Annotated in this window: 20 protein-coding genes and 1 pseudogene; 9 read left to right on the top strand and 12 right to left on the bottom strand. The window is 60.6% G+C overall.

Annotated elements, in window-relative coordinates:
• Positions 1–61 precede the first annotated feature (61 nt).
• The 3 genes from HMPREF2845_RS02880 to dapE form a co-directional block, all read right to left on the bottom strand.
• Positions 62–1,420, bottom strand: coding sequence for a hypothetical protein (locus tag HMPREF2845_RS02880; RefSeq protein WP_070633831.1), 1,359 nt, complete (start codon positions 1,418–1,420; stop codon positions 62–64).
• Positions 1,421–1,425: 5 nt separating this feature from the next.
• Positions 1,426–1,806: a hypothetical protein gene (locus HMPREF2845_RS02875; RefSeq protein WP_049349382.1), complete on the bottom strand. Its 381-nt coding sequence runs from the start codon at positions 1,804–1,806 to the stop codon at positions 1,426–1,428.
• An 89-nt stretch (positions 1,807–1,895) separates the two neighbouring features.
• Positions 1,896–3,089 (bottom strand): succinyl-diaminopimelate desuccinylase, encoded by a 1,194-nt coding sequence (gene dapE / locus HMPREF2845_RS02870; protein ID WP_049349379.1) that lies wholly within the window; start codon positions 3,087–3,089, stop codon positions 1,896–1,898.
• A 101-nt stretch (positions 3,090–3,190) separates the two neighbouring features.
• On the opposite strand from dapE, the gene dapD reads away from it, so the two are divergent.
• The 7 genes from dapD (at position 3,191) to HMPREF2845_RS02835 (ending at position 10,162) form a co-directional block, all read left to right on the top strand.
• Positions 3,191–4,156, top strand: a complete 966-nt coding sequence (dapD, locus tag HMPREF2845_RS02865; RefSeq protein WP_070633830.1) for a 2,3,4,5-tetrahydropyridine-2,6-dicarboxylate N-succinyltransferase — start codon at positions 3,191–3,193, stop codon at positions 4,154–4,156.
• Positions 4,157–4,437: 281 nt separating this feature from the next.
• Positions 4,438–5,322 (top strand): DUF4253 domain-containing protein, encoded by an 885-nt coding sequence (locus HMPREF2845_RS02860; protein ID WP_049358532.1) that lies wholly within the window; start codon positions 4,438–4,440, stop codon positions 5,320–5,322.
• A gap of 201 nt (positions 5,323–5,523) precedes the next feature.
• On the top strand, positions 5,524–6,537 hold the full coding sequence (galE, locus tag HMPREF2845_RS02855; protein ID WP_049354216.1) for a UDP-glucose 4-epimerase GalE: 1,014 nt from the start codon (positions 5,524–5,526) through the stop codon (positions 6,535–6,537).
• Between the two features lie 375 nt (positions 6,538–6,912).
• A complete protein-coding gene (locus HMPREF2845_RS02850; RefSeq protein WP_049337287.1) occupies positions 6,913–7,677 on the top strand; it encodes an amino acid ABC transporter ATP-binding protein in 765 nt (254 codons plus the stop codon).
• 15 nt (positions 7,678–7,692) lie between these two features.
• Positions 7,693–8,523, top strand: a complete 831-nt coding sequence (locus HMPREF2845_RS02845) for a glutamate ABC transporter substrate-binding protein (protein ID WP_070633829.1) — start codon at positions 7,693–7,695, stop codon at positions 8,521–8,523.
• Positions 8,524–8,543: 20 nt separating this feature from the next.
• Complete coding sequence (locus tag HMPREF2845_RS02840) at positions 8,544–9,227, top strand: amino acid ABC transporter permease (protein ID WP_049327621.1); 684 nt, start codon at positions 8,544–8,546, stop codon at positions 9,225–9,227.
• Positions 9,224–10,162: an amino acid ABC transporter permease gene (locus HMPREF2845_RS02835; protein ID WP_070633828.1), complete on the top strand. Its 939-nt coding sequence runs from the start codon at positions 9,224–9,226 to the stop codon at positions 10,160–10,162. Before HMPREF2845_RS02840 ends, HMPREF2845_RS02835 begins: the two co-directional genes overlap by 4 nt.
• A gap of 119 nt (positions 10,163–10,281) precedes the next feature.
• Here HMPREF2845_RS02835 and dapC read toward each other — a convergent pair whose 3' ends face one another.
• The 6 genes from dapC to HMPREF2845_RS02805 form a co-directional block, all read right to left on the bottom strand.
• Positions 10,282–11,421 (bottom strand): succinyldiaminopimelate transaminase, encoded by a 1,140-nt coding sequence (gene dapC / locus HMPREF2845_RS02830; protein WP_070633827.1) that lies wholly within the window; start codon positions 11,419–11,421, stop codon positions 10,282–10,284.
• A 193-nt stretch (positions 11,422–11,614) separates the two neighbouring features.
• On the bottom strand, positions 11,615–11,935 hold the full coding sequence (gene fdxA / locus HMPREF2845_RS02825; RefSeq protein ID WP_005505213.1) for a ferredoxin: 321 nt from the start codon (positions 11,933–11,935) through the stop codon (positions 11,615–11,617).
• 498 nt (positions 11,936–12,433) lie between these two features.
• On the bottom strand, positions 12,434–13,783 hold the full coding sequence (locus HMPREF2845_RS02820) for a PIG-L family deacetylase (RefSeq protein WP_070633826.1): 1,350 nt from the start codon (positions 13,781–13,783) through the stop codon (positions 12,434–12,436).
• A gap of 351 nt (positions 13,784–14,134) precedes the next feature.
• A complete protein-coding gene (gene typA, locus HMPREF2845_RS02815) occupies positions 14,135–16,048 on the bottom strand; it encodes a translational GTPase TypA (protein WP_049347061.1) in 1,914 nt (637 codons plus the stop codon).
• 210 nt (positions 16,049–16,258) lie between these two features.
• The gene (locus HMPREF2845_RS02810; protein ID WP_070633825.1) at positions 16,259–17,224 is read right to left on the bottom strand and encodes an NAD(+) diphosphatase; all 966 of its coding nucleotides are present in this window, start codon (positions 17,222–17,224) and stop codon (positions 16,259–16,261) included.
• Between the two features lie 203 nt (positions 17,225–17,427).
• On the bottom strand, positions 17,428–19,569 hold the full coding sequence (locus HMPREF2845_RS02805) for an acyltransferase family protein (RefSeq protein ID WP_246824587.1): 2,142 nt from the start codon (positions 19,567–19,569) through the stop codon (positions 17,428–17,430).
• Between the two features lie 429 nt (positions 19,570–19,998).
• Here HMPREF2845_RS02805 and pgi point away from each other — a divergent pair, with 429 nt between their 5' ends.
• Positions 19,999–21,675, top strand: coding sequence for a glucose-6-phosphate isomerase (pgi, locus tag HMPREF2845_RS02800; RefSeq protein WP_049347055.1), 1,677 nt, complete (start codon positions 19,999–20,001; stop codon positions 21,673–21,675).
• Between the two features lie 154 nt (positions 21,676–21,829).
• Here the strand turns inward: pgi and HMPREF2845_RS02795 are convergent, their stop codons facing one another.
• From HMPREF2845_RS02795 to HMPREF2845_RS02785, 3 genes are all read right to left on the bottom strand, one after another.
• Positions 21,830–22,534, bottom strand: a complete 705-nt coding sequence (locus HMPREF2845_RS02795) for a pyroglutamyl-peptidase I (protein WP_049347053.1) — start codon at positions 22,532–22,534, stop codon at positions 21,830–21,832.
• A gap of 26 nt (positions 22,535–22,560) precedes the next feature.
• Positions 22,561–23,148 carry an LOG family protein gene (locus tag HMPREF2845_RS02790; protein WP_049347051.1) on the bottom strand — a complete coding sequence of 196 codons (588 nt, stop codon included), beginning with the start codon at positions 23,146–23,148 and terminating at the stop codon, positions 22,561–22,563.
• Between the two features lie 150 nt (positions 23,149–23,298).
• Positions 23,299–23,847: an NUDIX hydrolase gene (locus HMPREF2845_RS02785; protein WP_193388931.1), complete on the bottom strand. Its 549-nt coding sequence runs from the start codon at positions 23,845–23,847 to the stop codon at positions 23,299–23,301.
• A gap of 254 nt (positions 23,848–24,101) precedes the next feature.
• On the opposite strand from HMPREF2845_RS02785, the pseudogene HMPREF2845_RS02780 reads away from it, so the two are divergent.
• Positions 24,102–25,047, top strand: a pseudogene (locus HMPREF2845_RS02780) (hypothetical protein); the annotation flags it as partial.

Below are 25,047 nucleotides of genomic sequence, written 5' to 3'. Positions count from 1 at the left end.
CGCAAAAGACCGCCGGCAGCACACCGGCGGTCTCAAACATCCGTTGGATAGATTCAGCGGTTTACGGCGGGTAATCGCCACCGCCGGGGAGCTGCTTCCAATGCCACAGCCAGCCAACCCAGCCCCACTGCGCACACGCACCCGCCACCAGCAACGCCCAACGATACGCCCGCGAACGGCTCGCCGCCGCCGCCACAATCACCAGCGGAAACAACGGCAACAACAGACGGAACGTCGACGACTGCGGATTCAAAAACAGAATCAAATACGCAAAATAGCTCAGGCACCACAGGTTCAACGGAGCCGCCAAAACCCTACGCGCCAGAGGGCTCAAACACAGAGCAATAAAACCCAAAATCAGCAGGGCCAGCAACACCGGAGCCGCATACCCAAAGTACAGGTACCCCTGCGAAAGCCACGGCTGAATCGGCGCCAAATGGGTACCGCGCCACGCCGTCTCCGTGGCGGTGTACGCATCCACACGGCCCGTAGCCCACCACGCAATCGCAGGCCACACCAGCGCACACGCACACACAACCAAGGCACTCACCAGCTGCCCCAGATGACGCACAAACGCCGCACCCATACCCGACTGGCGGCTCGAACGCACCCAGCACACAAACCACCACAGGCCAGCCGCCGCACCCAGGGGCACACCCACCGGGCGGGACAGGCACGCCAACACCGCCACAGGAACCAGCAGGCCGTAGCGTCCCTGAACCAGGCACAGCAGCGCACCGGCAAGGAACACCAGGTTCAGCGACTCCGCATACGGAACCTGCAACACCGGCGCCACCGGCAAAAACGACACCAACGCCACAGCCCACATAGACAGCGCAGAAGGCGATTCCTCGCTCTTGAAACCGGTCGCCTTCAACGACGCCTCAAACAGCAGGTAAATCACCCACGCCGCCGCGAAACCGGCAAGCAGAGCAACCGTCGCCGCCACCGGGTAGTACCCGATGCCCGTCGCATGGCTAATAGCACCGGAAAGCTGCGGGAAAATCGGGTAAAAAGCCCACTGATTCTGCTCAACCACACCCGCCGCGTTCACCGGCAGCTCATTCGGGTAGCCCTGTACCGCGATCTGCTCATACCAGCCGGCATCCCAGATGCTAATGAACGACAAATAATCCAGGTGCTGACCCCACGGGCTGCGCAGCTGCTGCTGGCCGACCACGGCAAACACGATGAAACCCCACACGCGGGACAGGCCGTAAATCAGCAGTACCGACAGCCACGCGGGCAGGGCACGCAGACGCTCCCCCACCCGGTGCAGGCGCTCACCGGCGGCGGTGTACGCCCAGGTCAGCAACTCATCAAAAGACTCGCCCTGCTCCTTCGTGGAGGCGGTGGTGGCGGCACCCTGCACGGGGGAATGCGCGGGGGAAGTACTATTACGTTCAGGCGAAACACTCACGGGCGTTAGTTCCCCTCAGCCTGCGGGCTCTTCCGCTTCTCCACGAACTCGTGAGCGCTCAAGGTGCTCTCCGCATCATCAGACAGGGGAACCGCACCGCGGCGAACCGGCTCAGCGGCAGTCACGTTAGCATCAGCAGATTCTGCGGTCGAAGCAGCAGACTCAGCGGCGGGTGCGTTCTCGAGTGCCTTGTTATCTTCGGGTGCACCGACGAGAGGAGCGATAAAGCCGAAATCCTCCACACGGTCGAAGGTGCCCAGACCGTCACGGCCCACGCCGCTGAAGAACGCGGCACCGGGCACGGCACGCTCACCGGAGAGCGCCACAACGGAGAGCACCGCAATGCCCGAAATCAGCAGGGCAAGCAGAATCAGAAGAAAGTTCATGTCAATCTCATATCATGCAGGACCGTCAACCCCTGACGGTCACCTAAATTCAAATAGTAGCGCCAGCACCGGCAGAATCAGCGTCGCGGTTAGTCCTCGTCACGGTCGCTGAGCAGCCAGGCACGCAAATCCGCGTGGCAACGGGTCAGCTGGCTAAAGCTCACATGCTCATTATCGGTGTGAGCCAGCAGGGCGTCACCGGGACCGAAGTTCACGGCGGGAATACCAATCTCGCTCAGGCGCGCCACATCCGTCCAACCGTACTTGGGCTGGGGTTCCTCGCCCACCGCCTCAATCAGGGATGCCGCCAGCGGGGTGTCCAGGCCGGGGCGAGCCGCCGGGGAAAGATCCACAAAGTCCAGCTCGTATCCGGCGAAAACCTCACGCACGTGGGCGACCGCCTCATCCAGGGTCTTATCCGGGGCGAATCGGTAGTTCACGTGCATCGCCGCCGCATCGGGAATCACGTTACCGGCAACGCCACCAGAAATCTGCACCGCATTCAGGCCCTCACGATAGTCCAGGCCCTCCACCGCGATGGTCTTCGGCTCGTAGGAGGCGAGCGCCGCCAACGCCGGTGCCAGGGCGTGAATCGCGTTCTCACCGCGCCAGGCGCGACCCGAGTGGGCGGCCAGGCCGCGGGTGCGCACGAAGAAACGCATGGTGCCGTTGCAGCCGCCCTCAATGGTGCCGTTGGTCGGTTCGAGCAGCACACCGAAATCTGCGTCGGTGATGAGCTCACCGTGGTTGCGGATCAGGCGCGCTAGGCCGGAAAGCTCGCTAGCGACCTCTTCGTTGTCGTAGAAGATGTAGGTCAGGTTGTAGTCGGTGTCCTGCGCGGTCAGCTCGGCGGCAAGCTTCAGCTGCACCGCAACGCCGCCCTTCATATCGGTGGCGCCGCGGCCGTAGAGCACGTACCCGTCCTCTTCTTCACGCACCGTAGAGGGCACAGTACCCAGGGAACCCTCGACGGTAGGCAGGGGCACGGTATCCAGGTGACCGGCGAGGATAATGCGGGTACGCTCCCCCTCAGCACTCTCCCCCTCAGCTCCAGGCAGCGGCGGGAATTCGGTGCGGGCAATGATGGCGTCCCCGTCACGGGTCAGGTGCAGGTGGGGGCAGAACGACAGCGCCGTGTGCACGGCATCAGCAATCGTTCGTTCGTTACCAGAAACCGACTCAAGATCCAGCAGGGCACGCGTCAGCTCGGGCATAGACACGTCCAAATTCAGGGGCGGTGCCGGAACCGGGTGACGTTCAGAAGTATTCGGGGAAACGCTCATCCTTCCACCTTACAGGTTCCCCGGTACACACACCCGCGCCCGCAACTTCCATATCGAGCATATGAGACGGTCTTGAAGGGGCTCTCACTCCCAAAACTATAATGGGAGGCATGTCTGAAAACACTCCCCGTTACGCCTCCGGCGTTGCACTGGTCAATGTTGTTATCTCTGGCGAGCACGCCGGCACCGTCCTGGATGCTTGGTTCCCCGCCCCCTCCCTCACCCAGACCCCCGACCTATCCATCGCGGACGAGCTGGAGGACCTGGCCGTTGAGCATCCGGCGCGCAACGCCCGTACCGAGGTGCGTAGCGCCTCCATCAACCTGGATGAGGCACCCGAAGATGCGGTCGACGCGTACCTGCGTCTGCACCTGCTCTCGCACACTCTGGTTCGCCCCAACGAGCTGAACCTGGACGGTCTGTTCGGCACCCTGGCGAATGTTGCGTGGACCAACCACGGCCCGGTGCTTGCCGCCGAGTTCCAGAAGCTGGCGATTGGTCTGCGCAAGCTGGGCCACCTGAGCGTGAGCCACATTGATAAGTTCCCGCGCCTGGTGGATTACGTGGTTCCCGCCGGCGTGCGTATTGGCGACGGTGACCGTCTACGCCTGGGTGCGCACTTGGCGTCCGGCACGACCGTGATGCACGAGGGCTTCGTGAACTTCAACGCCGGTACCCTGGGCACCTCCATGGTTGAGGGCCGTATTTCTCAGGGCGTTGTGGTGGGCGACGGCTCGGATGTGGGTGGCGGCGCCTCCACGATGGGTACCCTCTCCGGTGGTGGCACTCAGCGCGTCTCTATTGGTGAGCGTTCTCTGCTGGGTGCGGAGTCCGGTATCGGTATTGCCCTGGGTGATGACTGCGTGGTTGAGGCTGGCCTGTATGTGACCGCTGGTTCGCGCGTGAGTGTTCTGCTGCCCGGTCAGGAGGCGCGCGTGGTGAAGGCTGCGGAGCTGTCCGGTGTGTCGAATCTGCTGTTCCGCCGCAATTCAATCAGCGGCGCGATTGAGGTTCTGCCGCGTGCGAAGAACACCGTGGAGCTGAACGAGGCGCTGCACCTGAACTAGTCTGCACCTGAACTAGTCTGTACCTGGACTAGCGCTGGTTGCCCTTGCGAACGTTGGGGGTCGGCCCGTGAACTTTAGGGGTCGGGATGTGTGAAGCATCCCGGCCCCTTTTCTGCGCCCGGTGTTCCCTCGTCCGCCGCTCTTACAGGCTGGGCGCGAATCCGCGGCGGCTACGATGACCGTTTTCAGGGCGTACGGCTCGGGCTTTCGCTAGGCTGGTAGTACCGGGTACAGCGTACCCGCCATGACTGACCACTTGTACAGTTCAGAGAGGAACTCAGATGCCTGAATCAACTAAGTCAGAGTCGACGATGAGCGAAACCTACCGGCACTTTACGCGCCTTTTCCCCTACCCGCACGAGCGTATTGCGGTGGGCGCTCCTGCTACTGATGCCATGGCTCGTTACGATGAGTTGGCTCAGCTGGGGCACACGGAGAGGTTCGTCCCCTTCTTCCTGAACCTAAACGATACGGTGCTTGAAAGCATGGTCATTGCGGTATCCCTTGAGCACGACATTATCGACGATGTTGAGACTCTAACCCCCGAGCAGGTGAGCGCCTACACTCGTGCTGTCCTGCAGCGTTACCGTACCGCCCGTGGTGGCGCCTCCGCCGAAGAGTACGGTAGCGCCGCCATTGCTCAGCAGTTGCGCCAGGTTATGGACGATGGCGAAGAGACTCACGAGGACGACCCGGACGACTTCAACCTCAACGAGCTTGTCGACGAGTTTATGAGCTCCGATTTTCTGCCCGATGAGGAGCCCGAAGATGACGCCCCGACTCTTTCCGCCCTACTCTGCTATGAGCTCCTGGATGAAGAAGAGAAAGGCGAGATGCTCCTGCTACAGATTCCGACCGATGACCCCGCCGATATTCCCGCGTACCTGCCCTTCGGCGGCTGGAATGACTGCCCGGACGCTCAAACGCAGCTGGCATTCACCCACTATTGGCGTGAAAAGTACGGTGCCATCCCGGCGGCTCTTGACGGTGCTGACTGCCTGGAGTTTCTGGTGGAACGCCCCGTAGCAGACCCGGTCGAGGCGAAGAAGGTGGCGGTCGAGCAATTCGCATTCTGTTCCGATCTTCCGTTCCAGGTGTTTGAGGATTTTGAGCAGCTGACGGAGTTTATTCACCAGAGCCGCCAGTGGTATTTCTGGTGGGATTAGACGCAAGCTATACAGCGAGGTGGGGGCGAGTGGCGACACACCTAAAGAACGCTTCCCACATGCTCACACCAGAGTGCACAAGCGCACAGTGTCCCGCAGTACTTACACCCCATGCACAGCTGTACCATTAGATACAGCTCAACAGCTTTTGTCCCCCATCCGGAGCACTTTTTCCGGATATATAAAGCCCGAAAGGACATCATGAAGGTACTCGTTACCGGCGGCGCCGGCTACATCGGCTCCCACACTGTACTTGAACTGCTCAAGGCAGGCCACGACGTCGTCGTCATGGATAACCTCGCGAACTCTTCCGAGGAGTCCCTCAAGCGCGTCGCTGAACTCGCTGGCCGCGCCCCCGAGTTCCACAAGGTTGACCTGCTCGACCTCGAAGGTATGAAGGCTCTCTTCAAGCAGGTTCGCCCCGACGCTGTGATTCACTTTGCGGGCCTGAAGGCTGTGGGCGAGTCCGCTGAGAAGCCGCTGTGGTACTACCAGACCAACGTGGCTGGCACCCTGAACCTGCTGTACGCAATGGACGAGGCTGACTGCCACTCCATCGTGTTCTCCTCCTCCGCTACCGTGTACGGTGAGCCCGAGTCCATGCCTCTGATCGAGAAGATGAACATGGACGCACAGTCCTGCTACGGCCGCACCAAGGAGCACATTGAGGACATGCTGGTTGACCTGGCTGCTTCCGATCCCAAGTGGAACATTGCTCTGCTGCGTTACTTCAACCCCGTTGGTGCGCACGAGTCCGGCCGTATCGGTGAGGACCCGGCGGGTATCCCGAACAACCTGGTGCCCTTCATCGCGCAGGTTGCTGTGGGTCGCCGCGATCACCTGAACGTCTTCGGTAACGACTACCCGACCGTTGACGGTACCGGCGTGCGCGACTACATCCACGTGGTTGACCTGGCTGATGGCCACCTGAAGGCGCTGAACTACATTGCTGAGCACGGCGGCCTGCACACCTGGAACCTGGGTACCGGTAACGGCTACTCGGTTCTGCAGGTTCTGCACGCGTTCGAGGAGGCGTGCGGTAAGGAGCTGCCGTACAAGATTGTGGATCGTCGCCCCGGTGACGTTGCGGTCTCTTACGCTGATCCTTCCTCTGCTCTGGCGGATCTGGGTTGGAGCGCTAGCCGCGACATTAAGACCATGGTTCGCGACCACTGGAACTGGCAGAAGAACAACCCCAACGGTTACGAAGCCTAAGCTGTTTTAGCCCCTTGTGAGGGGTGTTGAAGAGTGCCCGATAGGTGTTATCTCACCTATCGGGCACTTTTTTGCGCTTTTTTCGAAATTTTTACCAAGTCGTGACTACCTCCCCAAAGGCGTTTGACACCTCGTGAGTGCGTAGAGAAAGGGAAGAATATATTCCCTAGTCAGAGCCTTTTGTGAAGATGGGGTGTTTTTTACCCATATTTTTACGTCAAAAATACTATAACTATGCATTCATGCTTAAAAATTCACATTGCTTACCCAGTAAAGTGAATATTTTGCAGACAGGAAACCGTCTGAGGCGTAAGCTGAAAACTCAGCATACAGACAACCCGCATCATAGACGCACCTCACGTGAAAGGGTTCAAAATGTCCGCACAGGCAGCTCCCGAAGCGCAGAAAAACCTCATCGAAATCGCCAACGTCAACAAGTACTACGGCACCAACCACGTTCTGAAGAACATCAATCTTTCCGTGGGAAAAGGTGAGGTCGTCGTCCTCCTCGGCCCCTCCGGTTCCGGCAAATCCACCCTCTGCCGAACCATCAACCGCCTCGAAACTATCACCAGCGGATCCATCACCATTGACGGACAAGAACTACCCGAAGAAGGCCGCGCACTCGCCAAGCTCCGCGCCGAAGTCGGCATGGTTTTCCAGTCCTACAACCTCTTCGCGCACAAGAACATCCTCGATAACGTAACCCTTGGGCCCCGCCGAATCCGCAAAATGTCCAAGTCAGAGGCAGAAGCAGAAGCCATGAACCTGCTCGCGAAGGTCGGTGTGGATTCCCAGGTGCACAAGATGCCCGCAGAGCTTTCCGGCGGTCAGCAGCAGCGCGTCGCCATCGCCCGTGCACTCGCCATGAAGCCCAAGGTCATGCTCTTCGACGAACCCACCAGCGCGCTCGACCCCGAAATGGTCAACGAGGTGCTCGACACCATGGTCTCCCTCGCGAGGGAAGGCATGACCATGATCGTGGTGACCCACGAGATGGGTTTTGCCCGCAAGGCGGCAGACCGCATCGTCTTCCTTGCCGACGGCGAGATCATCGAAGAGGCGCACCCGGACGAGTTCTTCACCAACCCGAAGAGCGAGCGCGCCAAGGACTTCCTCTCCAAGATCATCAACCACTAAAGCAGAGGGACCGACATGCAAAAATATTCACGTAGGCTCGCGGCACTCGCCGCAGCAGTATCCCTCGCTCTGACCGGCGTCCTCGCCGGATGCTCCAGCGCAGACAGCGACCATAAGATCCGCATCGGCATCAAAGTAGACCAGCCCGGCCTCGGTTACCAGGACGGCAACACCTACACCGGTTTCGACGTGGAGGTGGCACGCTACGTCGCCGGCAAACTCGGCTACTCCGAAGAGCAGATTGAGTTCGTCGAATCCCCCGCCGCTAACCGCGAAAACATGCTCAACACCGGTCAGGTAGACATGATTTTTGCGACCTACTCCATCTCTGAAAGCCGCAAGAAGACCGTGGACTTCGCAGGCCCCTACTACACCGCAGGTCAGGACCTGCTCGTGCGTGCCGACAACACCGACATCAAGGGACCGGACGACCTCAACGGCAAGAACCTCTGCTCCGTCACCGGCTCCACCAGCGCCCAGAAGGTGCAGGACAAGTTCGCCAAGAACGTGAACCTGGTCAAGCAGAACAGCTACTCCGACTGCGTGGTCGCCCTCAACGGCGGCGTGGTGGACGCCGTCACCACCGACGACATTACCCTCGCCGGTCTGGCAGCCACCAAAGCGAACAAGGGCAAGCTGAGAGTGGTCGGCTCCCCCTTCACGACCGAACGCTACGGCGTGGGTCTGCCCAAGGGCACCGACAAGTGCGAAGCCGTGAACAACGCCATCAACGAGATGGTTGCCGACGGTACCTGGGAGAAGCTCATCACCAAGTACACCGAAGGCACCGGCTACCACTACAACACCGAAACCAACCCGCCGCACCTGGGCACCTCCTGCGCCTAGGCCTCTAGAGAGGTTCACGAATGTCATTCTTTGACCAACTCGGCACCCTCCTGTCCAAGTACGATGTGGTTGGCGCCTTCATGACCAATATTCAGCTGACCTTCTGGGCGGCTCTTGGCTCGTTCGTTCTCGGTACTGTGCTGGCGCTCATGCGCATCAGTCCCGTCCCGTCCCTGCGCTGGGTGGGCACCGCCTATGTGCATACTGTCCGTAATACTCCGCTCACCATCATGATGACTTTCGCCATTTTGGGTGTGTGGACGCAGTTCCAGCTCTCCTTCTCGCACGATTTCGACACGAACTTCTTCGTGTACGCGGTCATTGCCCTGTCGATTTACCATTCGGCGTTTATCTGCGAGGCGATCCGTTCGGGTGTGAACACCGTGCCGAAGGGTCAGGCTGAGGCGGCACGCGCTATCGGTCTGGGTTTCTTCGACACCGCCCGCCTGGTGATTTTCCCTCAGGCTCTACGCGGCGCCATTACCCCGCTCGGCAATACTCTGATTGCGTTGACGAAGAACAGCACTGTCGCCTCGGTCGCGTCGGTGGCGGAGGCCTCCGGGCTGATGAAATCCATGATTGAGTTCGACGCGAACATGGTGCTTGCTATCTTCATCATGTTTGCGATGGGCTTTGTCATCATTGTTGTTCCCATTGGTGCGTTGACCACCTGGTCATCCCGTAAGCTGGCGGTGAAGCGATGAAAAACCCTTTTATCAGTAATGACACCCGCGCCGCTTCTTCGGTGCTTTTCGACGAGCCGGGTTCTATCGCGCAGCGTCGTATCCGCATCTTCAACATTGCTGCGGTAGTCCTTTTTGCACTATTTGCGGTGTATGTGCTGACCGTGATGGGCCAGAAGGGGCAGCTGGAGGCAGAAAAGTGGACTGACCTGTTCACCGCCCGCGCCTGGAGCTCCTACTACCTGCCGGGCCTTGCCTCGACCCTGTCGGCGGCAGCGGTTTCGGTGGTTACCTCGGTTGCGTTCGGTGTGGTCTTCGGTATTGCTCGACTCTCCCAGTACCGCGTTATCCGCTGGTTCGGCACCGTGGTGGTAGAGTTCTTCCGCGCCGTGCCGGTGCTGATCATGATGATCTTCTTCTGGCTGTTCTTGGGCAAGTACAGCGGCCTTCCGCCGGCTCAGCTGCCCTTCATCGCCGTGGTGATTGGTCTGACCCTGTACAACGGCTCGGTGATTGCTGAGCTACTGCGTTCGGGCGTGAAGCAACTTCCTCGCGGTCAGGGCGAGGCGGGTCTTGCGATTGGTCTGACCCCGACCCAGACGCTGATTCGGATCCTGCTTCCGCAGGCGTTCACCGCGATGATGCCCTCAATGCTCAGCCAGTTCGTTGTGATTCTGAAGGACACCGCCCTCGGTTACATCATCTCCTACCCCGAGCTGCTCGCTTCGGCGCGCCGCATCGGTTCCGGTGACGGCAACGTGCTGCAGACCCTGATTCTGGCGGCGGCACTCTTCGTGACGGTGAACTTCGTGCTGACGGCTGTAGCAACCGGCATTACGGACAGGCTGGCGTCGCGCACCTCCGCAAAGGTGACCCGAAACCTGATTCCGGACGCTCTGGATAACCCGAACCCGCCGACCGTTCAGATGTTCGTTCTGCCCGGCGACCGCAAGTAACCCTTCTCGTTCGGGCTCCTCAGCCAACGATTATCAGCAGATACGGCAAAGCCCCAGCACTCCCCTTTCGGGAGGGTGCGGGGGCTTTCTGCTATGCGGGCTAGTTAGACCCGTCGGGGCTACTTAGCGGCCGATGCCTTCAGACGCTCAGCAGCCTTCGCCACCGCCTCATCCGAAGCGGTCAGAGCGATACGCACGTAGCCTTCGCCGTCCTCGCCGTAGAACACGCCGGGGCCAGCAATAATACCCAGCTCCGCCAGGCGACCAATCGAATCCCAGGTGGACTCACCGAAGGTGGTCCACAGGTACAGGCCAGCCTCAGAATTCTCGATGCGGCCACCGGCGGCGGCAATCGCCTCCTGCAGTACCTCGCGGCGGGCACGGTACAGGTCCTTCTGCGCCGCCACGTGCGCCTCATCAGCCAACGCAACCATCATCGCAGCCTGCACGGGTGCGGGCACAATCATGCCGGCGTGCTTGCGGCTATTAATCAGGTTCGGCATCAGCTCGGGGGCACCGGCAATGAACGCGGCACGGTAACCGGCGAGGTTCGACTGCTTCGACAGCGAGTACACCGCAAACAGGCCGGTGAAGTCGCCATCGCACACACGCGGATCCAGGATAGACGGCACCGGCTGACCGCCGCGCGCCTCATCCCAAGCACCCCAACCGAGCTCCGCGTAGCATTCGTCAGATGCCACCACGGCACCGATTTCACGCGCCTGCGCCACAATCTCACGCAGCTGCTCCACGGTACGCACCACACCGTTCGGGTTCGCCGGGGAGTTCACCCAAATCAGCTTCACACGGCTGCGGGTGTCAGCGTCCAGCTCGTCGAGGCTGTCAGCGGGCACGGACTCGGCGCGGGCAAAGCAGGCACCCATATCGTAGGTGGGGTACGCAACGCGCGGGTACACGACCACATCGCCCGGGCCCAGACCCAGCAGGAACGGCAGCCACGCCACGAGCTCCTTCGAACCAACCGTGGGCATGATCGCCTCCGGGCTCAGACCAGTCACGCCGCGGCGGCGCGCAAACCACTCGGCAATAGCCTCACGCAGGGCGGGGGTGCCGTGGGTGGTCGGGTAGCCGGGAGCGTCAGAGGCAGCCGCCAGCGCCTCGCGAATGTTCTGCGGGGTCGGGTCAACCGGGGTGCCGATGGACAGGTCCACCGGGCCGTCCGGGTGGGCGGCCGCGGTTGCGCGGTAGGGGGCGAGCGCCTCCCAGGGGTATTCGGGCAGGTTCAGGCCGTAAGTCATTGTGTCACCTGGTTGCTTGGGAATAGTTTTCGTCATTTTAGTCTAGCGTCCGTGCGCTGGCGTGCCTACAGCAAGAGCCTCCATTCCAGCGCCTAGACGGTGCGTGGGCACCGGGTGCTGTGATGGAGGCTCTTGGCACCCGTTAGCGGGTGCGGTCAGTCTATGCGGTTGTCGCTATTATTCGCCGCAGGGATTACTCGCCACGAGGGGGCAGCGCCGCGATGAAGGGCACGTCCTTGCCGGTGGGGCCGAGCTTTGCTGCGCCGCCCGGGGAACCCAGGTCGTCGAAGAAGTCTGCGTTGGCGCTGACGTATTCGCTCCACTCTTCGGGGACGTCGTCTTCGTAGTAGATTGCTTCTACGGGGCAGACGGGCTCGCAGGCGCCGCAGTCCACGCACTCATCCGGGTGGATGTACAGGGTGCGTTCGCCTTCGTAGATGCAGTCGACGGGGCATTCTTCAACGCATGCGCGGTCTTTGACATCCACGCAGGGAAGCGCGATTACGTAGGTCATTGGTGTGCCTTTCTAGAAGCTGTTCGCCCCGTGCCCGCCGGTCTGCGGGTCGTCTGCTGCAGGGCAAAATCTACAGAGTAAACCGCCGAGTAGGTGGTACCCGGCGGGGAAGTCTGTGTATAGTCTATCGCGCGCTGACTGTTTAACAGTATTTTCGTGGTGTATCAGACAGTGGGTCATTGGGTTTATGGGGGTATTTTTTAGGCTAGGCTGACCTGGTATTTATTTGCATTACGGCTAGTCGGCAGGCTTTTAAAAATAGATTAAGCCAAAAATGAAATCTTCGTCACATGAATTTTTTGATGAGGTCGCCACTATTTCCACCCCGCTAAATTCACCGAATAACGCATAAATTTTCTTCCCTATTTTCCGCTATCCGGGCCTCTGTCCGGCGGGGGCAGAAGACAGCAACTGTGCCGCGCCCAAAACAGCAGGAGGGGCGCCCCGGCAGACCGGAACGCCCCTCCCCCACGTTATGACATAGTAATAGCCTTCAAGCTACTTCTTAGCGCGCGCACGCTGATGCGCCGCACGCGGCGAGAAATACTGTGCGTCCTTCACGCGAGCGCGCGTGTACACGAGCATGCCCAGCATCGCCGCAACCGGGGCACCAAACCACCACAGGGCACCGTAGAAGCCAATCGCCGAATGGCCCGGGTTCACCAAAACAAACGGCGAATCGGGGCGACCGTAACCGAGCACGTACACGGTCACGAACACTGCAACAGCCACGACCGCCGCCGCGTAGCCGCGACGCAACGACAGGGCACACCACAGGGCGGTAAAGAACACCGTCAGGTACGCCACCAGCAAGCCGAGGGGCAGGGCGGTATCCCCCGCATACACGACCCAAGCGTGGTAAATCGACCCGGCAATACCGGCAAAAATACCCAGAATCGAGCCGGTCAGAATGCCCGCCACCAGACCAGCCTCCTGCGGCTTCGGGTGCACGGTCGCGGTCGGGTCACCGTCGAGCACACGGAAAGTCTCCACGGCAGAAATCTTCTGCGGCACCTTATTCGAGTACTCGAAAGTCTTCTCGTCCACCACCGTAATCTGGGTGCGGTGCGCCTCCATCGCCTTGCGCTTGGCGGTGCCGTCACCATAGATTGCCGCCTGCACGCGCTGATCAGCCGTATCGAACTCGCCCTCAATACCCCAGGTGAGAATCGGGCGGTCCTCGTCATCTTCAAGAATCTGCAGGGCGCGGTGCACGATCTCGTACACGCGCACGTGGTCGGGGTGGCCGTAGCCGCCGTCCGAATCGTAGGTGACCAGAACATCCGGGTTGAGGGCGCGGATAGCGGCAACCAGAGCCTGAGCCTGCGGTTCCAGCGGCTGCGCGGTCAACGAATCAGCCGCCGCCACCGGGTTGGCGACGGGCTTACCCTCCGGGCCCCACGCCATGCCGGAGTCACGGTACAGCGGCAACGTGCCCTCCGCAACGGCGGGTTCCTGCCCCAGGAAGAACTGCTTCTTCACGCCCAGCGCCTTGATAGCGCCGGCAAGCTCACCCGTGCGGTACTCGCCCAGCGCCTCACCGTTATCGCGGCAACCGGGCTTACCGACCTCCAGGTGGTGCAGCTCCTCGGGGATGACCTCACCCAGCTCGCCACGGGTCGCGGTCAGCAGATACACCTCAGCACCCTTCTGCGCGTAGTACGCCATGGTTGCGCCGGTCGAGGAGGTTTCGTCGTCCGGGTGTGCGTGCACAAACAGGATGCGCGCCTTCTTCGCATCGTAGTTATTCGGCAGCAGGTCACGGCGCGATCCGGGGGCGATGCGCTCACCCTGCGTGGGGTAGCTGGGGGTCGCAGAATCAGGCTGAGTGTTCTCGGGTTCAGACACAGGCTTTCCCTCTCATACGCAGGGTTGGGTTTCTTGGACAGTCAAAGCGCGCCAGCAATTTACATCGTTGATCAGCAGACGTTGAGTAGCGGACGGGTGCCGCCACCGTGCAGGCGCATTATTTTATCTTACACACTCGCATGTACAGCGCGAGGTGTTCAGGCTTTTCGAAAGCAGTTTTAGACAGAAAGCAGAAGAGCCCTGTTCACCTCCCCCTTTCTCTCCCGCCGCCCCGCCGTTATCTCCCGAACGAATCGGGGCGGTTAAACAGAACCGCCGCCACCTTCCATACAGAAGGTAGCGGCGGCTCTATGCGACAGTTACAACCACTAGGAAGTAACTTCGGCAGTATTAGTCGTTCGCACGGGCGCGGCGGCGGAACTCGCGGACACGCTCGTTGGAATCCAGGATAACCTTGCGGATACGAATCGCCTCGGGGGTCACCTCAACGCACTCGTCTTCACGAGCGAACTCCAGGCACTCTTCCAGGGTCAGCTTCTTCGGCGGGGTCAGGTTTTCGAAGTTGTCCGCGGTCGAAGAACGCATGTTGGTCAGCTTCTTTTCCTTGGTGATGTTAACTTCCATGTCGTCTGCACGGGAGTTCATACCAACGATCATGCCCTCGTACACCTCGGAGGTGGGCTCCACGAAGAAGGTGCCACGCTCCTGCAGGTTGATCATCGCGTAGGGGGTCACCACGCCGGCACGGTCAGCAATCAGCGAACCGTTGGTGCGGTACTCAATGTCGCCAGCCCACGGCTCGTGCTCAATCGAGTAGGAGGAAGAAATACCGGCACCGCGGGTCTCAGTCAGGAACTGGGTACGGAAACCAATCAGACCACGTGCGGGAACAGCGAACTCCATACGGACCCAACCGGTACCGTGGTTCGCCATGTTCTCCATGCGGCCCTTACGTGCAGCCATCAGCTGGGTGACAGCGCCCAGGTACTCCTCGGGCACGTCAATGATCATGTGCTCCATGGGCTCGTAGACCTTGCCGTCGATGGTCTTGGTAACCACCTGGGGCTTACCCACGGTCAGCTCGAAGCCTTCGCGGCGCATCTGCTCCACGAGGATAGCCAGGGCGAGCTCGCCACGACCCTGAACTTCCCACGCGTCCGGACGCTGGGTGGGCAGAACCTTGATGGACACGTTACCAATCAGCTCGCGGTCCAGGCGGTCCTTCACCTGACGTGCGGTGACCTTTGCGCCCTTGACTCGGCCAGCCAGCGGGGAGGTGTTAATACCGATGGTCATGGAGATCGCGGGATCGTCCACCTTAATCAGCGGCAGGGGCTTGGGGTTCTCAGCGTCGGTGAGGGTTTCACCAATGGTGATGTCCTCGATACCAGCCACTGCGACAATCTCGCCGGGACCAGCGGACTCTGCGGGAACGCGCTCGAGAGCCTTAGTCGCCAGCAGCTCGGAGATGCGGACGTTCTTGATTTCACCGTCGTGACGTGCCCACGCAACGGTCTGACCCTTCTTCAGGGTGCCGTTGAAGATACGGACCAGTGCCAGACGACCCAGGAACGGGGAGGAGTCCAGGTTGGTCACGTGTGCCTGCAGAACCTCGTTGGGATCATAGGTGGGGGCGGGCACGTGCTCGATGATGGTCTTGAACAGCGGCTCAAGGTCGTCGTTGTCGGGCAGCTGGCCGTCTGCGGGCTGGTTCAGGGATGCAGCGCCAGCCTTACCGGATGCGTACACCACCGGAACGTTCAGCACAGCGTCCAGGTCCAGGTCGGGAACCTCGTCCGCCAGGTCGGATGCCAGGCCAAGCAGCAGGTCCATGGACTCGCCAACAACCTCGTCGATACGGGAGTCGGGGCGGTCCACCTTGTTCACCACGAGGATCACGGGCAGCTTAGCAGCCAGTGCCTTACGCAGCACGAAGCGGGTCTGGGGCAGCGGACCTTCGGATGCGTCCACGAGCAGCACAACGCCGTCAACCATGGACAGGCCGCGCTCCACCTCGCCACCGAAGTCGGCGTGGCCGGGGGTGTCAATAACGTTAATGGTGATGGTCTCACCGTTGGCGGAAGGGCCGTTGTAGAACACGGTGGTGTTCTTCGCCAGAATGGTGATGCCCTTTTCCTTTTCGAGGTCGCCGGAGTCCATGACTCGGTCTTCAACATCTGCGTGGGCAGAGAAGGCGTGGGTCTGCTGCAGCATCGCGTCGACGATGGTGGTCTTGCCGTGGTCAACGTGTGCCACGATAGCCACATTGCGAAGGTCGGGGCGCGAAGCGGTGTTTTCAGACATGCGTTAAGTTTCTCGCTTAAATCTAGGGGATAGTCTTGCCAACGGGTGCGCTCTAGACAGCGCAGGGGGTCACAGGGCAGTACCCACAGATAGGTATCTGGTGGTCGTTGCCGGTTTGGGTGTTTGCCGATGGACCCGCTCTGCGATGAGAACGTTTCCGGGCACGCCAAAACGGACCCCCCTCCGTTGGGCTTAGCTACCAGTGTATCACTAGGGCTTTTCTGCGAGCCACTCATCAATCATGCGGCGAGCGACGGCGTTCGTGCCGGGCAGCTCCAGCTTGGCGGGGTCATCCTCGTCACTGTTGCCACGTTCCTCCGAAATAGCAATCGCCTCACGCAGCTCAGCGGCGGTGAACCAGCGTGCGGCACGAATCTCACCGTCGTGGTGGATGATGGTTTCGTTCTCATCCACGCGCACCCGGTAGCAAATCATGAGCGATCGCGGGAAAGGCCACACGTCACTCATGCGGTACTCGGTGCTCAGGGTGTGCAGGCCGGTCTCTTCGTAGACTTCGCGGGCAATCGCCTCTTCAAGGTTCTCGCCAGGGTCAACGAAACCCGCGATGAGGGCGAAGCGGTTGGGGTGCCACTGGCGGTTATTCGCCAGCAGCACGAGCTCGCCATCGCGGCTGGTCACCAGCGCCATCACGGCGGGTTCGATACGGGGGAACACCAGCTCGCCGGAGGCGGTGCGGCGGATGCCCTTGGAGCCGAGGGGCGCTTCCTCGCCGCTGTATGCGGAGTAGCGCATGTCGATGAGGTAGTCGCGGCGTGCCAGGGCGGTGGCGTAGTGGGCGCGGCCTTCCGGGTCATCATGGACCGGGTAGTAGCGGAAGCCACTGGCGGAGGCGCGCACCCGAGAGTTGTTCAGGTCGGCGGCGACTTGCGCGAGGGTTTTGTCCTCGCAATAGAGCACGTGCACCTGCGCCCCGTTCTTCTCTGCCTCACTGTTCTTCTCCGCATCTGCGCCATAGGCGGCGGGGCGAATCACGCTGCGCGCCAGGATAGCGTCCTCGGCCAGCGGCTCGGCAGCATTGCTACCGGTCAGGTAGTGCAGGGTTCCGTCGTCGTTGAGGAGGGTCTCTCCCGCGCGGGAGATGAGCAGGTAGCGCAACGCGCGAGTGCCAGTGGGCGTGTGAGCATCAGCGGGTGCGTGTTCAGGTGAAGAAGTCATAGGTTTTACTCTACTCCGCTCGTGCTCCTTCGTTGCGCGGCTGTAGCTCACGTTCGCATGACAAAAAGCAAAAACCAGCGTTTCCTTCCCGACCAGCGTTCCTTTCCCGACCCACGTTCCAGAAAGACCTCAGGGCACAGCAAAGCCCCCTCCCACACACGGTGGAAGGGGGCACTGCACTCTTCACAATCTTATCAGGTGCGTTACTTTGCGGTGGTTCCCTTCGGGTCCCAACCAGCGGCAAGGGCACGCTCGTAGATAATATCGGTCAGGGTTGCCTCGTAGACATTCGTCAGGTGGTTCGAGTCGGCGTACATGTACACGTTGCCCTGCAGGACCGAGCACTTGCCGTCGGGGCAATACACATCCTTCAGATCGATCTGGTAGGCACCGCGGTCAGCGTACTTGGCGAAAATCGGGGCGGCAGGGTCCTCACCGTACTTTGCTTCGATGGGCTCTGCACAGTCATCGATGTTCTTCGCCTTCATTGCGCACATGTACATGTCGGAGGCAAAACGCGGGTTATCGCGAATGCCAATGACCTGAATACCTGCGTCAGTAAGCTTGCGCAAGGTCTCGTCCAGACCGGGGTCTACGGTTTCGCCCTCAGCAGTTGTTGCGGTGGTGGTCGAAATAATAAACACGGTGGTCGGCTTGGCCGTCAGAATTTCAGCGGTCGCGTTCTCAGTGAACGGGATGCAACGCTTCATGAACCCATTCACCGTATTCTCAGGCTGGGTGAAAGGATACGGGCAACCGGTTAGCAGCAGGTTGAGCTGGTTAGCGCCCGCCTGCTTAGAAATACCTTTCAGAGCCTCAGTCTTCTGCAGAGCGTGGGAGCTACCCACGACCGCAAAGAGAGGCGCATCGTCGGAGGCGTTCTTCGTGTAGCCGCAACTGATATCCAGCTGTTCATGAGTCAGAGCATAGGAACCCTTACAACCGGTATCCCAGGGGACGAATAGACTAGCAATAGTAGCGTTCTTCGGGATGGGGTCAGCTTCAACGAGCTCCTTATCGGGCGAGAGTGCACGGGCACCGGGGTAGGTGTCAGCGTCGTTCTGAACGCTGACCATGGCATTGTTAATAACCTGCGCGTCACGCTGCTCAGCCAGCGCGCGGGTACCGAGCACGGTCGGTGCAACCAGCGCCAGGATTGCCGCAACGAACGCGATGTTACCTGCCCACGCCGCGTAGGAGGTCACGGGGCGCTTGAACTTCAGCTTGGAGGCGAGTGCCGGTAGGAAGTTATCGGATGCCGAGCGCAGGGGCTTCTCCACGAAGCGGTTCAGAACCCACGCCAGGCCAATCGATGCAGCGATCAGTACGGTGCCTTCGAGGAAGGAGACGCGCGGCTTACCCACAGCGGCGCTGTACAGCACGAGCATGGGCCAGTGCACCAGGTACAGGGCGTAGGAAATGTTGCCCAGGTTCAGCAGCGGCTTGGACACCAGCAGGCGGTCAATCGCGAACTTGTGGTCGGTGCGGCCGGCAATAATGACCAGTGCGCCGAAGAGAATCGGCCACAGTGCGAGGAAGCCGGGGAACGCCTTCTCAACAGGCAGCACGGCGCCGCAGGTAATCAGGCCGATGGTACCGATCCAGCCCATGACCACGCGGATGCCCACGTGCGCGGGTTTCCACTTGAGGGTCATGATGGCGAGCAGGGTGCCGACCGCGAACTCCCAGAGGCGGGTGCGGGTGTCAAAGTATGCGTATGCCGCGAAGTTCTTGGTTTCCCAGACGGAGAACGCGAAGGATGCGCAGAAGACTAGGCCGAAGACCAGCACGGCGGCGGGTACCGGCTTGATGCGGACCTTCTTCACCAGCAGTGCGGTAATGGCAAAGAGTACCGGCCAGAGCAGGAAAATCTGGCCCTGAATGGACAGGGACCAGAAGTGCAGGAAGGGCGACTTGCCGCCGGTGTTAGAGGCGAAGTAGTTCACCGAGTTATTCGCCAGGTTCCAGTTCTGCCAGTAGAACAGGGACACCTGCGCGTCCACGGCACGTGCGCTCCAGATGGTCGGCGAGAGCACCAGGAAGCTACCGGCGAGGGTCAGCAGAATCACGACCGACGCTGCGGGCAGCAGACGGGTGAACACGTGGGTCCAGTAGTTCAGGAGCTTGAGGGGCTTACCCTCATTGATTTTCCGCATGAAGGAGAGCGAGAGCAGGAATGCGGAGATGAACAGGAAGACGTCCACACCGCCGGAGACCTTGCCCACCCACACGTGGTAGATCACGACGAGCAGCACTGCGAATGCGCGTAGACCCTGGATTTCGGGGCGGAAGCCGCGGGTTTCCAGGAAAGACTCGTAGGGAGGATTCGTATTGTTTTTAGGCACACGAATCCCCTGGAAGAGGTTAAAAGCCATGTTTAGTTGTCCTGAGTGTTGTGTGCTTGAGAGATTGGTATGAGTCTTCAGCCCCAAAGGTCGTACCGGGCGGAAGAATCTCATAGGGATGTCTGGGCGCGGGGTGAGGTGGCAGTCCTCGAGGTGTTTCTGCACTCCAGACAGTATTCCGACTAGTCTAACGTTTTTTAAAGCTGAACTTCAAGGTTTGCGGGATTTATCCTATTCCCTGTGCGATTCATTCACTCTCTCGAGGGATGCACGCCCGACAAGGCACGTTACCCTCTTCGTTTTCTTCGATTTACCCGCCCCGATTCTGCGCTGCGCACAGCAGTGCCGGGTTTCGATTTTTTCGCCGTATCGTTCCATATCACCCCAGAAAGAGGTGACATAGGCACCCGAAAATAAGAGAATGGAAACATGACTACTTCTATTGACCCTACGACCACCTCCGCGTGGTCTGCTCTGTCCGCTCATCACAAGTCCCTCACTCCGAACCTGCGCGAATGGTTTGCCGCTGACCCGGAACGCGCGCAGAAGCTCAGCTTCACCGCCGACGAACTGCACGTCGACCTCTCCAAGAACCTGATTACCTCCGAGACCGTTGAGCTGCTGGTCAAGCTCGCTGAAGAGGTCAAGCTGGAGCAGGCCCGCGAGGCAATGTTCTCCGGTGAGCACATTAACGTCACCGAGGACCGCGCCGTGCTGCACACCGCACTGCGCCGCCCCGAGGGTTACACCCCCGCACTGACCGTTGACGGCCAGGACGTAGACGCAGACGTTCACGCCGTTCTGAAGAAGATTTATGCATTCGCTGAGCGCGTGCGCAACGGCGAGTGGACCGGCATCACCGGCAAGCGCATCGAGACCGTTGTGAACATCGGTATCGGTGGCTCCGACCTGGGCCCGGTCATGGTGTACGAGGCTCTCAAGCCCTACGCTGATGCGGGCATCACCGCACGCTTCATCTCCAACATTGACCCGACCGATGTGGCCGAGAAGGTCTCCGGCCTGGACCCCGAGACCACCCTGTTCATCGTCGCATCCAAGACCTTCGGCACCCTCGAGACCCTGACCAACGCACGCGTGGCACGCGAGTGGCTGCTCTCCTCCCTGCGTGAGGCTGGCGCTCTGGAAGGTAAGGAAGCATCCGAGGCTGTGGCTAAGCACTTCGTGGCTGTCTCCACCGCACTGGATAAGGTCGCAGCATTCGGCATTGACCCCGAGAACGCTTTCGGCTTCTGGGACTGGGTTGGCGGCCGCTACTCTGTAGACTCCGCAATCGGTACCTCCCTGGCTATCGTTTTCGGCCCGAAGGTTTTCGCTGATTTCCTCGCCGGCTTCCACGCAATGGATGAGCACTTCCGCACCGCTCCCCTGGCTCAGAACGTACCCGTTCTGATGGGTCTGCTGAACATCTGGAACGTGAACTTCCTCGGCGCAGAAACCCACGCGGTTCTGCCCTACGACCAGTACCTGCACCGCTTCCCCGCATACCTGCAGCAGCTGACCATGGAGTCCAACGGCAAGTCCGTTCGCGCAGACGGCTCCTTCGTCAACTACGCAACCGGTGAAGTGTTCTGGGGCGAGCCCGGCACCAACGGCCAGCACGCTTTCTACCAGCTGATCCACCAGGGTACCCGCCTGATTCCCGCGGACTTCCTGGCATTCGCTAACCCGGTCCACCCGACCAAGGACGGCGAGCGGGACGTTCACGAGCTGTTCCTGGCTAACTTCTTCGCACAGTCTCAGGCTCTGGCGTTCGGCAAGACCGAGGAAGAGGTTCGTGCAGAGGGCACCGCAGAGCACGTGGTCAACGCACGTATCTTCAGCGGTAACCGCCCCTCCACCTCCATCATGGCGCCGCGCCTGACCCCGCGCGTTCTGGGCTCCCTGATTGCCCTGTACGAGCACATCACTTTCGTTCAGGGTGTTGTTTGGGGTATTGACTCCTTCGACCAGTGGGGCGTTGAGCTCGGTAAGAAGCTGGCGCTGGACCTGGTTCCCGCTATTGAGGGTGACCGTGAGGTTCTGGCTCGTCAGGATTCTTCGACTGCTTCGCTGATTGATTACTACCTGAAGAACCGCACCAAGTAGTAGCTTGAGCCTGCATGTGCCGGTGTTATAGCCCGGCTGTATTGGCCCTGCGCAAGCTGGCTCAGCGCAGATACACAAACCGCCGGATAGGCTCCCAGTTTGGGAGGCTATCCGGCGGTTTTGTTATACGGGTTTTAGCTCTTATACCGTGCTACTAGTTCACTGCGGGCAGGGTGTCGGAGGCGACCTCTGCAATAATGCGCACCACGGTGGATTCTGGTAGCTGCGGGATGCCCTGCTCGTCACGGACCACGCCACCGGCGTCACGGTGAGCAGTCATGCCGGTGTCTTCGGTGGTTTCTTCGCCGTCGGGGCAGGTTGCGGGCACGTGCACGAATCCGGCGGGGATGCTCAGACCCAGTTCACGGCTGATGCGCTGCCCCTCGTAGAACACGTGGTTGCACACGTAGGTTCCGGCGGTGTACGAGATCTCGACCGGCTCCCCCGCCGCACGCAGACGCTCAAAGCTGGCGCGCACCGGCAGGGAGGAGAAGTACGCCTCCTGACCGCCAGGGGCGATCGACTCGTCGCAGCGCTGGTCGCCGTCGTTATCTTCAATACCGGCGGAGTCCAGGTTGATAGCGACCTGTTCGAGGCTGACCACGTCGCGGCCAACCGCCACGCCCAGGCTGATGAGCGCATCGGGCTGCACCTCTTGCAGGGCGGTGCGCAGGGCGGTGCTGGAACCGTCGTAGCTGACGGGCAGCTCGCGGGTGATGACGTTCAAATCCGGGCGCATCCGGGTCAGTAGACGCTGAGCACCCTCAGCGAGCGCTACGGTGGGGTTCACGGGCACGCCGGGGAACGGGCCGAAGAAAGTCAGCAGCAGGGTGCGTGCCTGGTTGGGGGTGGTTGCCATAGTGGTTCTCGTTTTCTGCGTTGGTTTTATTCAGCAGCGTTCTTTTCTGCGGCACGGCGCTCCAGGTCCTTGGCGAGCGCCTCCAGCAGCTCTTCGGGGGTGGTGACGATGATGAGCTCGTCCAGGTAGCGTTCGTTGAGCAGGCCGGTGGACGCCATGTAGTGCATGGCGTCGATGAGCTTGTCCCAGTAGCCGTTGACGTTCAGCAGGGCGACCGGCTTGGAGTGAATATCGAGGAACTGCCAGCTGAAAACTTCAAAGAACTCTTCGAGGGTGCCGGGGCCGCCGGGCATGGCGACGAACGCGTCAGCCTTCTCAATCATGGCGATTTTGCGCTGGTGCATAGTGTCCACAATGTCGAGGGTGGTCTGGCCGGGGTACACGCCCTCCAGGCCGACCAGCTTGTGGGTGACCACGCCGTAGACCACGCCGCCGGCGTCCAGAGTTGCGCCCGCGACGGTGCCCATGAGGCCGGTGCGGCCGCCGCCGTACACCACGCCAATATTGTTCTGGGCGCAGAGGGTGCCGAGTTCCTGGGCGCGGGTGGTGAAGAGCGGGTCGTTGCCGGAGCGTGCGCCGCAGTAGACGGCGAGGTTGTAGTCAGTCTTCTTCATGGTTCTCCTTGGGGTGTATGTGGGTTTCCGGGGTGGAGCGCCTCTATGCGTTCTACCCGCGATAGATGTTGCTGTGTTGAGGGTACCGGATGCACCTGTGTACCTCATGTGTGCCGCCCGCCGGTTCAGGGGGCCCGTCAGGGGCGGGGGTTACGGTAGCGGGGTGCGTGCCAGCAGCGGGAAAATCTGCTCGGTATTCAGCGGTGCCTGCGATGCAGAATCGAAGGGGCTGCTCATGGCAGGGTTGACCCAGCGCAGCTCAGCGATTTCTGCCTGCGGCACCAGAGAAGCCAATAGCTCGTGTTGTTCGTCGGTGGGTGCGTATTCGTAGGTTTCGGCGCGTACCGTAAAGCCTGCCTCGTTCAGTGCCGCCGCTTCCAGGAGTCCGCGATGGTGCATCCGGGCGGGGTCGGGGGTAAGCCCGATTTCTTCGTTCACTTCGCGGCAGGCGGTCTGTAGCGGGGTCTCCCCCGGTTCGGGTTTACCGCCGGGCATCATGAACCCATCACTGCCCCGTTTGCGCACGGTGAGTACGAGCCCGTCCCGGTTGCGGATTGCTACAGCGCACACGTTCACAACGCGGTGCGTGCTGTCGATGGCGCTGTGTTCAGTAGCGCTGTACTCAGTAGCGTTGGGTTCGGCGGGCGGGGCGGGCTCGGCTGCTTCTACTCGGTTCTGCGGGTTCTTCTGCGTGGGCATCTTTCTACCCTAGCATTTCCGTATCCTCCAGCCGGTGCTGTGCGTGTTTGTCTTATTCATCCGCTCTATTGTGCGCCCTGTAGGCGTTGGTTTTACGTAATATTTCGGCGAGTTATCTTATGTCCGGTTCATGCGTTTAGGTGCGTGTTACGGTGTAGTTAACCGCGGTGTCGCGGTACCGTATACGCACTCGACTTGGCGCGATACAGGAAGAGTGCGGATCGCTCAATCACCCATGTAGAAGGAACTTCATGATGGCTAACTCTTCTCCTGCCCGCCGCTACGGTAGCGCCGGCGCTTCTGTTCTTCTTGCCGCATCCTTGAGCTTGTTTGCTCTGCCTTCTGTTGCAACGGCTAATACCCCGAATCCGGATAACCCGCCGGTTATTACGGTCTACAACTACAAGGTTGAGACCAATACCCGTCAGCTGAAGACCGCCCTGCGTCTGAACAAGATTACGTTCAAGGCGTCGAAACTGCCCGCGAAAACTACCGCTTTCGCCCCGGCATTGCACGAGGCAAACCATAGGGGTTTCCCGTTTCTGAACCCGATTCAGACGGTGCGCGTTGAGGGCCCATTCAAGGACGGCACGGCGACTGCGACCCATTACGTTCCCGGTAGCCTGATTGACCCGGCGAAGAACTACAGCTTCGTCGCTAATATCATCGTTGATGGTTACGGGGGCGGTCAGGTTCTGCGCATGGACGTTGTGAAGGATAGCGCCGCACCGGTTCTGCACGTGGATTCGCCGCGTCTGAACACCAAGGGTGAGACTGTGTTGAAGGTGCGCGGTACCGGCTACACGGGTGAGGCGACCCCGCACGGTGTGCGCGTGGTGGTGTCTGATACGAATGTGTGGGTTCCCGGTCGTTTTCCTCAGACGGGTATGCGCTTCGTGGCTGAGGTGACCGTACCTGCTTCGCAGATTCACAACGGTGCTTTTGAGACGGAGGTGAAGGTCCCGGCGGATGTTGCGGCGACGCTGAATACCTCTCACAAGTACATTGCGGGCACTATGGCGGCTGGCGTTCAGGGTGCTGAGTACGGCTCGTTTGATGCTCAGAAGCCTCTTGAGCTTTTCGCGCAGGAGCCCGTGGTTTCTGCGGTTCCGACCTATGCTCCGACGGTGGCTCCTCTGCCGGAAGCAACCGTGGGCGTGAACCCCACCGACGCACCCACCGTAGCGCCCTTGCCGGAAG

It is taken from the genome of Rothia sp. HMSC065B04, assembly GCF_001812285.1.
Lineage (GTDB): Bacteria > Actinomycetota > Actinomycetes > Actinomycetales > Micrococcaceae > Rothia > Rothia mucilaginosa.
The sequence above is the reverse complement of the archived record's forward strand: the minus strand, read 5'-3'. Positions and strand labels throughout refer to the sequence as shown.

Coding starts and splice junctions, on each gene's coding strand:
- typA (WP_049347061.1), bottom strand. CDS start 16,048: ATGTCTGAAAACACCGCTTCGCGCCCCGACCTTCGCAATGTGGCTATC.
- HMPREF2845_RS02850 (WP_049337287.1), top strand. CDS start 6,913: ATGTCCGCACAGGCAGCTCCCGAAGCGCAGAAAAACCTCATCGAAATC.
- HMPREF2845_RS02875 (WP_049349382.1), bottom strand. CDS start 1,806: ATGAACTTTCTTCTGATTCTGCTTGCCCTGCTGATTTCGGGCATTGCG.
- HMPREF2845_RS02840 (WP_049327621.1), top strand. CDS start 8,544: ATGTCATTCTTTGACCAACTCGGCACCCTCCTGTCCAAGTACGATGTG.
- HMPREF2845_RS02785 (WP_193388931.1), bottom strand. CDS start 23,847: ATGCCCACGCAGAAGAACCCGCAGAACCGAGTAGAAGCAGCCGAGCCC.
- galE (WP_049354216.1), top strand. CDS start 5,524: ATGAAGGTACTCGTTACCGGCGGCGCCGGCTACATCGGCTCCCACACT.
- HMPREF2845_RS02845 (WP_070633829.1), top strand. CDS start 7,693: ATGCAAAAATATTCACGTAGGCTCGCGGCACTCGCCGCAGCAGTATCC.
- HMPREF2845_RS02790 (WP_049347051.1), bottom strand. CDS start 23,148: ATGAAGAAGACTGACTACAACCTCGCCGTCTACTGCGGCGCACGCTCC.
- dapC (WP_070633827.1), bottom strand. CDS start 11,421: ATGACTTACGGCCTGAACCTGCCCGAATACCCCTGGGAGGCGCTCGCC.
- dapD (WP_070633830.1), top strand. CDS start 3,191: ATGGGAGGCATGTCTGAAAACACTCCCCGTTACGCCTCCGGCGTTGCA.
- HMPREF2845_RS02810 (WP_070633825.1), bottom strand. CDS start 17,224: ATGACTTCTTCACCTGAACACGCACCCGCTGATGCTCACACGCCCACT.
- HMPREF2845_RS02795 (WP_049347053.1), bottom strand. CDS start 22,534: ATGGCAACCACCCCCAACCAGGCACGCACCCTGCTGCTGACTTTCTTC.
- dapE (WP_049349379.1), bottom strand. CDS start 3,089: ATGAGCGTTTCCCCGAATACTTCTGAACGTCACCCGGTTCCGGCACCG.
- HMPREF2845_RS02835 (WP_070633828.1), top strand. CDS start 9,224: ATGAAAAACCCTTTTATCAGTAATGACACCCGCGCCGCTTCTTCGGTG.
- fdxA (WP_005505213.1), bottom strand. CDS start 11,935: ATGACCTACGTAATCGCGCTTCCCTGCGTGGATGTCAAAGACCGCGCA.
- pgi (WP_049347055.1), top strand. CDS start 19,999: ATGACTACTTCTATTGACCCTACGACCACCTCCGCGTGGTCTGCTCTG.
- HMPREF2845_RS02860 (WP_049358532.1), top strand. CDS start 4,438: ATGCCTGAATCAACTAAGTCAGAGTCGACGATGAGCGAAACCTACCGG.